Source organism: Streptomyces sp. NPDC057287 (assembly GCF_042667905.1).
GTDB lineage: Bacteria > Actinomycetota > Actinomycetes > Streptomycetales > Streptomycetaceae > Streptomyces.
The window spans coordinates 1-12,033 of record NZ_JBHUYV010000038.1 but is presented as its reverse complement, the minus strand read 5'-3'; the positions used below and the strand labels follow the sequence as shown (position 1 = coordinate 12,033).

The 12,033-nt window shown below is 65.4% G+C and carries 16 protein-coding genes; 3 read left to right on the top strand and 13 right to left on the bottom strand.

Going from position 1 to position 12,033, the window contains the following annotated elements; genetic code table 11:
- Positions 1 to 99: 99 nt before the first annotated feature.
- From ACFUNE_RS37415 to ACFUNE_RS37365, 11 genes are all read right to left on the bottom strand, one after another.
- Complete coding sequence (locus tag ACFUNE_RS37415; RefSeq protein WP_383577464.1) at positions 100 to 1,338, bottom strand: tyrosine-type recombinase/integrase; 1,239 nt, start codon at positions 1,336 to 1,338, stop codon at positions 100 to 102.
- Entirely contained in the window at positions 1,338 to 1,535 is a 198-nt protein-coding gene (locus tag ACFUNE_RS37410; RefSeq protein ID WP_383577462.1) for a helix-turn-helix transcriptional regulator, read from the bottom strand. Before ACFUNE_RS37410 ends, ACFUNE_RS37415 begins: the two co-directional genes overlap by 1 nt.
- Entirely contained in the window at positions 1,532 to 2,944 is a 1,413-nt protein-coding gene (gene repSA / locus ACFUNE_RS37405) for a replication initiator protein RepSA (RefSeq protein WP_383577460.1), read from the bottom strand. Before repSA ends, ACFUNE_RS37410 begins: the two co-directional genes overlap by 4 nt.
- The gene (locus ACFUNE_RS37400) at positions 2,941 to 3,108 is read right to left on the bottom strand and encodes a hypothetical protein (protein ID WP_383577458.1); all 168 of its coding nucleotides are present in this window, start codon (positions 3,106 to 3,108) and stop codon (positions 2,941 to 2,943) included. Before ACFUNE_RS37400 ends, repSA begins: the two co-directional genes overlap by 4 nt.
- A gap of 5 nt (positions 3,109 to 3,113) precedes the next feature.
- Positions 3,114 to 3,296 carry a hypothetical protein gene (locus tag ACFUNE_RS37395; protein ID WP_383577456.1) on the bottom strand — a complete coding sequence of 61 codons (183 nt, stop codon included), beginning with the start codon at positions 3,294 to 3,296 and terminating at the stop codon, positions 3,114 to 3,116.
- Positions 3,297 to 3,389: 93 nt separating this feature from the next.
- On the bottom strand, positions 3,390 to 3,728 hold the full coding sequence (locus ACFUNE_RS37390; RefSeq protein WP_383577454.1) for a SpdD protein: 339 nt from the start codon (positions 3,726 to 3,728) through the stop codon (positions 3,390 to 3,392).
- A gap of 12 nt (positions 3,729 to 3,740) precedes the next feature.
- Positions 3,741 to 3,929 (bottom strand): mobile element transfer protein, encoded by a 189-nt coding sequence (locus ACFUNE_RS37385; protein ID WP_383577452.1) that lies wholly within the window; start codon positions 3,927 to 3,929, stop codon positions 3,741 to 3,743.
- Between the two features lie 19 nt (positions 3,930 to 3,948).
- Positions 3,949 to 4,617, bottom strand: a complete 669-nt coding sequence (locus tag ACFUNE_RS37380; protein WP_383577450.1) for a DUF2637 domain-containing protein — start codon at positions 4,615 to 4,617, stop codon at positions 3,949 to 3,951.
- Between the two features lie 82 nt (positions 4,618 to 4,699).
- Positions 4,700 to 4,876, bottom strand: coding sequence for a hypothetical protein (locus ACFUNE_RS37375; protein ID WP_383577448.1), 177 nt, complete (start codon positions 4,874 to 4,876; stop codon positions 4,700 to 4,702).
- Between the two features lie 83 nt (positions 4,877 to 4,959).
- The gene (locus tag ACFUNE_RS37370; protein WP_383577446.1) at positions 4,960 to 6,309 is read right to left on the bottom strand and encodes an FtsK/SpoIIIE domain-containing protein; all 1,350 of its coding nucleotides are present in this window, start codon (positions 6,307 to 6,309) and stop codon (positions 4,960 to 4,962) included.
- A 2-nt stretch (positions 6,310 to 6,311) separates the two neighbouring features.
- Positions 6,312 to 6,641, bottom strand: a complete 330-nt coding sequence (locus ACFUNE_RS37365) for a hypothetical protein (RefSeq protein ID WP_037696826.1) — start codon at positions 6,639 to 6,641, stop codon at positions 6,312 to 6,314.
- A 128-nt stretch (positions 6,642 to 6,769) separates the two neighbouring features.
- Between ACFUNE_RS37365 and ACFUNE_RS37360 the strand changes: the two genes are divergently transcribed.
- A complete protein-coding gene (locus ACFUNE_RS37360; protein ID WP_383577444.1) occupies positions 6,770 to 7,636 on the top strand; it encodes a GntR family transcriptional regulator in 867 nt (288 codons plus the stop codon).
- Positions 7,623 to 8,324 (top strand): HAD family hydrolase, encoded by a 702-nt coding sequence (locus ACFUNE_RS37355; RefSeq protein WP_383577441.1) that lies wholly within the window; start codon positions 7,623 to 7,625, stop codon positions 8,322 to 8,324. The genes ACFUNE_RS37360 and ACFUNE_RS37355 overlap by 14 nt, the downstream gene beginning before the upstream one ends.
- A gap of 468 nt (positions 8,325 to 8,792) precedes the next feature.
- On the opposite strand, the gene ACFUNE_RS37350 is transcribed toward ACFUNE_RS37355, so the two are convergent.
- Positions 8,793 to 9,845 (bottom strand): hypothetical protein, encoded by a 1,053-nt coding sequence (locus tag ACFUNE_RS37350; protein WP_383577439.1) that lies wholly within the window; start codon positions 9,843 to 9,845, stop codon positions 8,793 to 8,795.
- 199 nt (positions 9,846 to 10,044) lie between these two features.
- A complete protein-coding gene (locus ACFUNE_RS37345) occupies positions 10,045 to 10,626 on the bottom strand; it encodes a DUF4365 domain-containing protein (protein WP_383577437.1) in 582 nt (193 codons plus the stop codon).
- Positions 10,627 to 10,824: 198 nt separating this feature from the next.
- Here ACFUNE_RS37345 and ACFUNE_RS37340 point away from each other — a divergent pair, with 198 nt between their 5' ends.
- Positions 10,825 to 11,733, top strand: a complete 909-nt coding sequence (locus ACFUNE_RS37340) for a YDG/SRA domain-containing protein (RefSeq protein WP_383577435.1) — start codon at positions 10,825 to 10,827, stop codon at positions 11,731 to 11,733.
- Positions 11,734 to 12,033 lie beyond the last annotated feature (300 nt).

The window sequence follows — 12,033 nt, the reverse complement described above, 5'->3', positions numbered from 1 at the left end:
CCAGGGCAAGAAGAAGTAGTTCGACCAAAACAAGCCCCCTACCTGCGGTTTCTCCGCGAGTAGGGGGCTCGTTTTTACCCTGGGGCCGTGGCTGGGCCGTCAGGTGCTCGATCGGGCCGTGGCAAAGGCAGCGGCCACAGCCGACCGCGTGCGTTCCTGGCTGGAGGGCATGAGGTGCGCATAGACGCGGAGCGTCAGCCCAGGGTCCGAGTGGCCGAGGTACTCAGCGAGAGCCTTGACGTTCTCCCCGGCATCCAGGAGGACCGATGCATAGAAGTGGCGCAGAGCGTGCATTCCGTTCTCTCGCGACTCGGCGTACGGCTTGCCCCGTTCGGGAACCGGGATGATGCCGGCAGCGGCCAACGACGGCTTCCACGCTTCGTCGTTGAGTGAAGTACGCCAGACGTGACCACCGCGCGGACCGAAGAAGATCAGGTGCTTGGTCACGAGCGGCCCGTCCGCGGTCTTCCACGGCAACGTAACCTCGACCGACGGGAAACGCTTCATGTGGGCCCGCAGGGCGTCGGCGACAGGGGCTGGAAGCGGGACGTCTCGAAGTTTGCCGCCCTTAGGCGGTGCGAAGACCGGTTTGCTGCGACTGAGCTTGAGTTGCTGGACGACATGCAGCGTGTCCGACTCGAAGTCGATCGCATCAACAGAGACACCCAAGATCTCTCCTTGCCTTAACCCGCAGCCACCACCGAGATCGACCATCGCTTGATAGCGGTCCGGCATGGCTTCCCGTACCGAGAAGACCCTTTCCGGCGTCCAGGGGATGACGCGCCTGGCGTCGACAGTGGGCGGACGGACCGACCTAGCGGCGCACGGATTGCGTGGGAGGTGACCGTCATCGACGGCGGCGCTCAGGGCGGCTCGTACATTGGAGTAGATCGTCCGAGCATAAGAACCGCGGACACCATTCGCTTGAAGCTGACGAATCCAGTCGCGGATGTGCGCCGGTTGGAAGGAGCCGAGCGGACGCGTACCCAGGTAGGGGAAGGCGTGAAGCCGAAGTTGCGATTCCATCGATGCCTGAGTGTTGGGGTCCGCTCCCTGTGTTCGCACCCACTCATCGGCGTACTGCTGGAAGGTGATGCGGGCCGCCCGCGGGTCGATGTATTGGCCCCGGGCCATATCCGCCTCGACTTGAGCGAGCCACTGATCCGCGAGACGCTTCTGACGGTCGGGGAAGCTCTTGGACTTCTCCGTACCGTCCGGGCCGACGTAGCGGGCGCGGTACCGGAGACCAGCCCCGTGGCGCTCGCTCTTGGTCTTGACCGGCTTTCCGTGCAGACCCATCTCGGTCTTGTACCAGCGGTCCTGGATGTGACCGGCCATCAGGTGTCCGCCCCTTCCATCAAGCACTCGACCCAGGCGCGTACGTCTTCGGGGTCGTAGCGCAGATGGCGGCCGACGCGGAATCCGCGGGGGCCAGTGCGCTTGCGTCGCCACTGGTAGACGGTTTCGAGAGGCACCCCGACGAGGTCAGCGAGGTCTACCGGGGTCAGGTATCGGGTGGGTAGCGGCCGCTTCATCCGTACACCTCGTCCTGTTCGCTTCGTTCGATTTCGGCGCGGATTTCGCGGGCGGTGTCGCGGTTGCGCTGGATGTCGCGGTGGATGTTGGCGGCGAGCCAGGATTCGCCGGGGGTGTGGCCGTGGCCGGCGTAAGTCCAGTGGGCGAGCGTGAGCGTGGTTGCTGCGGGGTGGTCGTCGGGGTCGGGCAGGCCGAGGGCGGTGCGTTGCTGCTTGGCTCGGTAGTCGGCGCGGACCTGCCGGAGTGCGCCGAGGGTGGTGGAGTAGCGGCGGGATTTGGTGGAGAAGTGGCCGCGGAAGCCGAGCATGTGGGCCCAGTCGCGGAGCTTGCGGTCTGGGTAGGCGTGGTGGAGGTCGAGGCACGCTTCGATCAGCCGCCGGGGATGATCGGGTACGTCGAGGAGGATCAGGGCTTCTTTGTTGCCGATGCGGTGGTCCACGGTGCCGGTGGTCTCGGCTGCTTTGGTGGCGTACTTGGCGACGTAGGAGGCAACGGCTTGCTCGGTGAGGTCTTCGCCGTTGCCGAACGCGCCGATGGGCTGGACGTCGAGTTGTGTGCCCCACCGCAGCACCCAGTCGTTGGCGATCCCGGCAGCCGGGTTGGCCGGAACGGTGACTTCGACCCGGGCGGCAGCCGAATGGATGGCGTGGTCCAGGAGATCGAGGGTGGCCCAGGCCGGGGGTGGTGAGTCCGGGCCGTCGGGTCCGTCGAAGCGGATCACCGCGTGGAAGTGGACCGCACCGCGCTTTTGGTACTCGGCGACCTTCCCGAAGGAGAGCCGGGACTGTTCGCGTGCGGCTTTCTGGGTAAGGCCGGCTCGTCGGGCGATTTCTCGGCGGAGGTAGATCGTGAAGTAGCGCCAGAGGTCGGAGGCGTGGTTGTTCCACAGCACGGCGCCGGCGTAGTCGTACCGGGCGGGGTTGAGCGGTGTGCCGAGTTCGGGGGCGTTGTCGGGGTGGTGGGTGCCGCAGCGGCAGGGCCGGTTGTTTCCGGGCCGGTTGTGGACCGCGCCGAACGACGGGGCGGTCAGGGTCGCGAAGACCCGCGGGTGATCCCTGATCGTGTGCGGGGTGCCTTTGTCGGGGTCGCCGGTGAGGCCGGCGCGGATGAGGTGGTAAGTGTCGCCGGCGTAGGTCCAGGCGCAGGCGGGGCAGCGGGAGGCGCGGCGGTTGCCGCAGGCGATGCGTAACCGGCCGCCGGGCTCGGTGTCGGTCGTGTAGTGGTGCAGGAGGGTGCCGGTGGCCCGGTCGGTGGTCTTGGTGGCGCCGGTGAGGTGGATGGGCTGTGCGCATCCTCCGGTGCGGCGGATCTGCTCGTTCCAGCGGTCGAAGCCGGTGGACCCGGCCACCCTCAGCACGTCGGCGAGGGTGGCCGGGTCCAGGCCCGCCGCAGTGGCGGTGTCCGTCACCGGTTCTCCTTGGGCGGGTGGTTGTCGATCCAGTCCTCAGCGCACACCTTGTGGACGGGCTTCCCACGGTCCGAGCGCAGCGGGGTCGGCTTGTCGCAGAGCACGCACGGCTTGTCGCCGGTGGCGTCGAAGTGCTTCTTGTCGCTCCAGTCCAGGAAGGCCATGGGGATCACACCCCGACCCGGACATTGGCGCGGGCGGGGGCGGTGTGGCCGGTGCCGTTGCAGGGGTGGCAGGTCGCGGTGACGGTTTCGCGGTGACCGTTGGGGGTGGTCTGGCCGGTGGTGATGGCGACGGTGGGGAAGCCGTCGCAGTGGGCACAGATCGGCCGGGGCAGGGTGTTCTCGGGCATGATGGGATCTCCCTTTCGGGTCTGCGTGATCTGGAAGGTGGGAAGGCGCCCGGGGCGGCGGAAACTTGGCGGTGGAAGCCGCCCCGGGGGCTGTTAGCGCTGGGCGTTGTGGTTGTTGAGCAGGGAGCGCAGGACGACCGCGCAGATCGCGACGGATGCGGCGGTGATCGCGACCGCGAGGAGCATCGAGACCAGGACCGCACCCACCACGAGAACCACCGCGGTTCCGCCGGCGACAGCGACGGCGAGAGTTCCGGGCGTGAGCTGCACCGTGGACCGAGCGGCCGGGGCGGGCGCCGGGGCCGGGGCGGTGGTGGCGGGGGTGTGGTGGCAGTCGCAGGCCGGCGGGTGCACGAGGCCGGTGAGCGGCGGGACGAGGGACGTTGCTGCGGTGGGGGCGGTGTCCGGGTGCGGGTATTTCGGGGTGAACATGGGTTTCTCCTCTCAGGCGTTGCAGCGGTGGGTACGGGCGGCGAGTTCGGCGGCGGCGCGGCCGTGGTAGTCAACGGAGAAGTTGCAGCCGGGGGCGGTGCAAGCGGCGGTGTGCTTGGTCCGGCCCCGGCCGTCGTAGTGCGTGCCGACCCGCACGGGGCCGATACGGATCACGTCGGTGAAGCGGTTTGGACGCGGCATGACGTGGACTTCCTTCCTGTCAGGCGAGTTGGGCAGTGATCGCGTCGGCGAGCGGGGCGGGAACACCGAGGCGGGCGCGCAGGGTCTCGGTGGTGATCCGGGTGCCGGTCGTGGCGTGATGGGTGTCGGCGACCTTCCGGGCGTGATCGAGCAGCGCCGGAGGAACAGCAACCACCACGGCAGACGGGGCCGGCACGGGCAGGAGTTCGGGCGCAGGATCCGGGGCCGGTTCGGGAGCGCGCTCGACCGTGACGGCCGGGTCCGGTTCGGGAGCCGGAGCGGGCAGCGGTGCCGCGACGGGGTCGGGTTCGGTCTCGGCTGGTGGAGCGGCGGGGGTGTGGGCGAGGAGTGTTCCGCCGAGGAAGGCGAGGGCGGGCCAGCCGGCGACGAGGATGCGGAGCCATGGCGGGACGTCGCCGAGGTCGAGCATTCCGGCGGTCGCGATGTTCGCGCCGAGGGATGCGGTGAGGGCGATGACGAACCAGACCCAGGCCGGGCGGTTGTCGGTGTGGGTGCGCATCCGGCGCCAGGCGGCGACCAGGAGCAGGTCCACGCTGATTGGGTAGGCCCAGGCTTTCCAGCCGTCCTGTCCGGCCGCTTCAGCAAGGTCATGCAGGTGCGAGAACGACAGCGCACCGGCGATCACAGCCTGAACCAGCACGGCATCCAAGCGGATCGTTCGGGACATCGGGGTTCACCTCCAATCTGTGGTGGTGCCGGGGCCGGGCGGGATATGGGGTTCACCGCCCAGCACCCGGAGCGGAAAGGGGTCAGGCGTCGGGGTCGTTGCCGGAGCCGAAGCAGTTGAGGCAAAGGCCGTCCTGCTGGCCGACCGGGCGGCGCTTGCGGCCGACGCGGACCGTGGTCGGGACGTTTCCGGTTCCACCGCACGGCTTGCAGGGCGACGGCTCGGCGACGGTCGGGGGCAGGGGGTTCGTGGTGGCCATGGCGGTGGTTCCTTTCGGATCCGGGCATGGGCGGGGTAGGGACCTGGCGCGAAAGGTCACGCCAACTGGGAAGGTGCGGGGTGTTACTCGGTGACCGGGCGCGGCTTGACCAGCGGCGCAGCCGGGCCCGGGGTGGTGCGGACGACCGGGCGGAACGGGGCCAGTGCTTCGATGTCCGGGGTCATGTGCGCGTACTCGCGGCAGATCGCGACCGCTTCGGCAGCGGTCATTTCGGGGGTGCGGATGCGGGACCAGCCGCCCGAGGAGTCGCCGGCCACCGCGACACCGGGACGGTCAGGGGCGATCGTGGTCACGGCGAAGACCGCGTCCGGGGCGATGTCGCCCAGGCCCATATCGGCGGTCTGCTTGTCGTTGACGCGGTGCACCACACGGCCGGTGAGCTGAGCGCGGAGCATCGTGGCGCCCTTGCCGAGTTCGGAGCCGAAGCGCTGCCCGCAGACCTCCAGATAGATGCCGACCGCGCGGGCCATCTGCGCGAGACGGACCAGGCGCATCACCATCTGATCGCGCCGTTCCTCATCCTTCTTGACCGCGGTCAGGAACAGCTCGGCCACCTCGTCGACCAGGACGACCAGCGGCACCGGCCGCACCTTGGCGGGCAGGCCCCACAGGTCCGAGACACCGTGGGCGCTCAGGATGTCGAAGCGCTCTTCCATCTCCCGCACGAGGACTTCCAGCAGGCTGGACGCCTCATCCGGGGTAGTCGCCAGCGCGGAAAGCCGAGGAGCGTAGCCCCGCTGTTCCACACCACGCTTGCAGTCGATGCCGATCAGGCCGACCGGGAGTTTCGCGAGACCGGTGATCAAGTTGCGCTGGAACATCGACTTGCCCGACTGATTCGCACCCAGGGTCAGGCCGTGCGGGACCTTCTTGTAGTCCCGGACGAACGCCGTACCGTCCTCCCGCAACGCCACCGGCACCACCATCGGGCCGGACAGCTTGCGGGGCAGTCGGCGCGGCATCTTCACCCGGCGCAGCACGTCGTAACCGGTCATGCGCAGTTCGACGAAACCGGGCTTGACCTCCACGACGTGCACGGAGTGGACGCCCCAGGCATGCCGCAACCGTTCCGAGGCCGCAGCCACATCCGCGGGCTCCAAGCCGGCCGGAAGGCGGAGTATCGCCCGCATCCCAGTCGAGGAACCGCGGACCCGGCGAACACTCGGGGGAACCGGCTGGACGTCCTGACGGCGGGCCACGTTGCGGACCATGAACGCCCGCAGACGAGACGGCTGAACCGTCAGCCCGCACACATCCATCGTCGAGCGGTACGTAGCCGCGAACCGGACCCGGGCAACCGGCAAGCCGACCAGCGACCAGAACACGCGGGGTGCACGAGCCTTCGCGTAACCGAGGCCGCCGGCAGCCGATAAGGCCCCGGCCGCCTCGATCATCATGGTCAGGTCCGGCATGGTCAGGCACCCGCCGTGATCGCTACCGCGCGAAAGCTGATCCCGTGCCGGGTCTGGCCGTTGAAGGTGTTCTCCCAGTCGCGGGCCTTCAGGCCGATCACCGTGACCGGCGTTCCCGGTACCAGGCTCTCGGGGACACCCGTGCTCGGGACCGTCACCTGGTAGAGGTTGCCCTCCCCGTCGTCCGAGATCAGCAGGCCCACGGTCGCGAGCGGGGCACCGGTCTCCCGGTCCATCGCAATCTCACCGGTCTGCTTACTCACGAGCTTCGGAGTCGGAGGCGTCGCAACGAACACGACAGCGGTCGAAACATCGATCTTGAACGACGGCATTTGAACTCCCAGATGTGACTGGCTTGGCTAGCCTTGATGGCTACGTGACTAACGTACGCAGCATGGCTAGCCATGTCAACACCTGACTGTCCTGGCTGACATCGGCAGTCAGCCGCTACATTGAGTGCATGACGTTTGCCCCCGAGCCACTCGACCCCGACGACGACCGACCGCCCTACGAGCAGGTAGCGAGCAGCCTTGGGGCAGCTATCCGAACGCGCAGGATCGGCCCGGGGGAAAAGCTGCCGTCCCACAAGGCCCTGACGGAGATGTACGGCTTCGCCCGAGCGACCGTTCAGCGCGCATTGAGGGACCTCGAAGATGAGGGTTTGGTGGTGTCGCGCAAGGGAAGCGGCGTGTTCGTTCGCAACCGGACGGAACGGCCGGCGGGCCTACGGCCCTACGTCGAGCAGGCGTTCTCCAGCAGCGCGGTAACCATCGACTTTGCTGGTTTCTCCAGCGAGACGCTGCATGGCGCACTGCAAGAGCCGATAGACAAGATCCGAGTCGGCAGGCTGACTCCAACGAGCATCACGGTTCGCATACTCGTCCCTGACATGGCTGTCCCGCAGGCCGCCCCGGTCCGCCGCGAAGACTGCGGTGATGACGAGCGTCTGCGCGCCCGGATGCACGACATCATGGTCGGTTATGCCCGCAGCATCCGTGACTCTATGTCCGAGCTCAGCCACCTGGGCTTGGTGCCGGAAACACGCGTTGAGGTGCGAGTCCACAGCGGGACGCAGTTCTTCAAGCTGTACGTGGTCAATCAAGAAGACGCGTTCTTCGGCTACTACCCGATCAAGCCCAACAAGGTCGTGGCCCAAGGTGAGGCCATCGAGATTTTCGACCTGGTCGGGAAGGACACCGTCCTCTTCCACCACTCCGTCAACGACAACGAGTCATCCAGCGGGACGCAGCAGGTAGAGCAAGCCCGCATGTGGTTCGACAGCGTGTGGGAGACCATCGCAAGGGGATACGACCTTGACGGACACTGACAGGCTGAGCGTAGCGTTCGCGGACACCACGGCAGTGCTCTTCGATTTCGACGGGCCGATCTGTGACGTGTTCGCCGGTCTCCCTGCGGGACGAGTGGCGCGAGACTTGGCCGAACTCGCAGCCAGGCGCGAGCCAACGCTCAGCAGGAAGCTGTCCGGTATCGATGACCCCATTGAGGTCCTACGCCTCACTCACGAAGCCGACAACGGCATCGGGTTGGAGGTCGAGCGGGCTCTCACCGCGGCCGAGGTTGAAGCGGTAGGCGTGGCGGGGGATCCGACGCCGGGGGCAGTTGCTGCGCTGGAGGCCGTTCGGGATTCGGGGCGAAAGATCGCGGTGGTGAGTAACAATTCCGCCGAGTGCGTCCAGGCGTTTCTAGATAGGCATGGCCTGACAGCGCACGTACTTGAGGTGATCGGGCGCCCCGGAGCTCAGCCGGAGCTCATGAAACCGAACCCGCATCCGCTCATCACGGCGGCTGACCTTCTCGGAGTCGACGTCACTCTGTGCGCCTTGATCGGCGACTCATTGACGGACATCCAGGCCGCCCACGCAGTCGGGAGCACGGCGATCGGCTACGCCAACAAGGTCCGCAAGCACCAGGCTTTCGCCCGAGCACGGGCCGAAGCGATCACCGATTCCATGCAGGCTATCGCCGACGCGATCCGCCCCCATCCGAGTACCTGACAGCCCGACACACACGGGAGTTGTTACAGGTTTCTCTACCTCATCAAGGCACCCGGCTGCGCTCCGCTCCGCCGGGCGCGCTTCCCGGCCCCGGCTGCGCCCGCGCTCCTGCCTTCGGCCCGCTCGGCGCTGCCGCCGCCGACGCGCGCCCGCAATGGATAGGCCCGGAGGGCATGAGACGAGAACCAAGCCCGCGGCTTCAAGACATGCCTCCGGCGGGGGCGCTCAGACTCCGGGATGGACGGGGCACCGTTCGCGAGTGCCGGCCGGAGCGTGGTGAGCGTCGTGGGGCTCCCATCCCGACCACCTTCGACCCAGGCAGAGCCGAGCAGTCGCGGCCCAGGGCGTCAAGGTCGTTCGTACAGTGGCGCGCTCCACCTTGACGCCCTGAACCACGCCCGCTCCACGGTGTGTGGGTCGAAGGCGGACGGGATGGGAGCAGGGCTAGGTAGTGGTACGGGAGGTCAGCTAGTCGATGTCACCACTTACCTGCTCACTCCTAACGGGCTCCCCACCAAAGAGATCCATTTGTCCCACTATCACAGCGCCACCGCGTGTTCGACGTCGCTGGTATTCATCTACATGCCCAAGAGTGCGAATTACGGTGGCATTGTAAAGCCAGCTGAGATTTCCCTCTTTTTCCAGCTTTCCGGATACTTGAAGCGCTAGATCTTCCTCGTGTGCTCGAATCGCCTCATGGTAGTCCTCTTCGTCCGCCAACCGCACTCGCACTTTTTTCACAGACCCAGAAGTCAGAGCCTCAACCCCAAATACTCCTGGGCTTCCTGCCTGTTTTTTCGCCAGCAAGTGGACGCGACCGATCAGCGTCACCATGCGGGATGATTTATCCTCAGCCAGCTGGACCGCCGCTTTACTCAACGGTTCTGCATCAGCACCACTGAACTCGAAATGGGCAGACTCCAGCGATGCTGAATCAGCGTTGGAATCCCACTCCACCGTTATATCCGCACCGTCAGAGTGCGCCGTAATCCCCAACAGCGCCTGCGTCATCTCGTATGAAATTCCACGAGCGACTCCTGCCTCAAAACCCGAGAGGGAGCCACTTAGTCTGTAATGTTCAACCGCTTCCGCCGTTGCCTCAACAGCTCTGACCACGGCCTTCGAGACGTCGCGACCATGAGCAACGTTCACATCGGGAAGCCCTGCCGCCTCACCCGCTGACAGGGAGATCCCTGCATTAGGAGGCGCATAGGCCGTGACGATGTAGCTTCCTGGCGCCGTCTGCCCCATGAGGACCTGATCAAGGTAACGGCTGGCAAATCTGCCATTCCGATTGACGAAGTGACGCTCAGGATTCAGGTAATACTTTGCGCCAGCCACCAATGTCCGTCTGGCGGATTCAATGAGCTTTTCTCCACTCCGCCAGTCAATGAACCCACTTGGCGCAGAAGATTCGCGACGGAATCGAAACTCGTCCGAGACATCCACGATTAGGCGCGGGTAGATGAATCGCGCCCAGGAGTCGCTATCCTCTGAAATTTGCAGGAGTGCAGATCTCATTACATCAACGAATTCTGGCGCTTGCGAATCAAGGGGGACCATCAAACTCGAAACACCCGAGGAGGGTTCCTCAACACCGGGCGGGAGGTACCGCATGTAAACTCCGCGCCTACCGCCGACTGGACGCCAACCAACTTCTTCTAGAAGTCCCGTCAGCTTGCCTGGATCGACTTTAGTGGGGATTGTCGCGCTCGATCGTTCAGCCATCAAGTGAGTCACCCCTATCAATCCTGTCCAGAATCATCGTCAACGCGGAAGCGTCCATCAAATTCTTGGTCGGGATGCGGACCGTGGGCCTCTTGACGTCGGGGTCCGCCTCCATACCTTCTAGGTATGCCCAGTAGCAACCTCGCCTAGTCACGAGGCCGTTATGGTTCACCTCGGTCCATTCTCGCTGCCGAGGCGATGTCGTCATAACGATCAGAATGGCCTTCGGGTAACTTCTGCGTTTCACCATGTGGTCGAAGTACTGACGTTTGGTGAACTGGTAGCTGAAGAACTCTTTGGCCGGGTCTGGGGTGGTTTGGGTCGTGCACTTAAACTGCGCGAACACCATGGTCTCTTGATCCAAAGCCGTTCTCGGCGGGCGGATCAATTGGGCGTCGACGCCCCACTTGTCCCTCTGGACCAGCTCCATAGTGCAACCCGCAGTTGCGGCCACACTCGCCATGTAGCCCTGCTGAAGCTGCTCCATCATGTCCGTCACTGTCAACGGATCTACAGCCTCGATATGGCTCGTGCGGGGCTTACCGATCCCGCCCGTACCAACCAGTTCCACCACTGGCAGCCCCCCGCCCGAGTACACAGAGGGCCAGAGTAGATCAACACGCCGGCTCGTGAGTAGGTGTAGACGCTCCGTCATGTGCACGTTCGCACGTTAGTGCTAAGCGCTGACAGTGGCGAGGCTGCCAGTCCTGTGCGTCCGACCGCACACAGGGACGCCCATCCAACTGTCAGATGCAGATGCAAGGCTGTACCCATGATTGGTGAAGTGCCCAACACGCAGGTTGGCCAGGAGTTCATCAGCCGGCGACTCGCTCACGAGGCCGGCGTCCACCGTCCGCTTCAAGCCGGCATCTGCGGCACCAAGAAAAACGGCGCCGAGTCGATCGTGGTATCCGGCGGATACAAGGACGACGAGGACCATGGCGACGTCATCGTCTACACGGGACACGGCGGCCAGGACTCATCAAACAACCAGGTCAGCGACCAGAGCCTTGACGATGCGGGGAACGCCGCCCTCGTTACTAGCTACCTGGAAGGCTTCCCCGTCCGCGTACTTCGTGGCGCGCACAGCGGGTCTCAGTGGGCTCCGGCTCAGGGATACCGGTACGACGGACTCTTCCGAGTCGCCAGCTACGGCAGCAAACTCGGCATCGACGGCTTCCTGATCTGGCAGTTCCGGCTGGAGGCATACATCGGCACACCCCTCCCAGAGCCCGTTCAGCAGGAGACGCTTCCAGAGGACGAGGGAAGAGCCCGCCCTGACCTCGAACGTGTTCCGGCCGGCAACGAGTCACCCGAACGTGTGGCCACCACAGTCCAGCGCATCGTTCGCAGTAGTGCGGTAAAACGCCGAGTCAAGGCATGGCACGACAACCGTTGCCAAATCTGCGCTTTGCGGATCGAGGTACCGGGCGGCAGTTACAGCGAAGGTGCCCACATGCAGGCCCTTGGCAGCCCCCACAACGGCCCCGACACGACAGGCAACGTGCTCTGCCTCTGCCCAAACTGTCACGTGATGCTCGACGCCGGCGCCATCGTGATCAACGATGATCTGACAGTCTTCCGCGGGGGAGTTGAGGTGGGTCTTCTTCGGACCCACCCACGGCACCTTCTCGATCTCGGTTGTGTCCGCCAGCACCGCGAGCGGTGGCGGCAGGACTGAACTACGCCCAGCTTGGCTATGACATCCACTGCTGACATCAACGACACCAGACAGCAACGCCCATGTACACCGCTGCTCGGCCGTCATGGAGAGAGCAGCAACGGAGTAGGGCGAAGCTCGATCGAACTCCTAAAGCGGTGCTCGCATGCCCAGGCTGGGCCGTCTCTGGGCCGTCCGAGGGCAACCAACAGCGGCCGCAGACGACCAATGACGACGACACCGCAGGAGGCCACAACCACCTGGACCTGCAGAAACGCTGGTCCTCGAGATCGGCAGCAAGACCCAGGGCAAGAAGAAGTA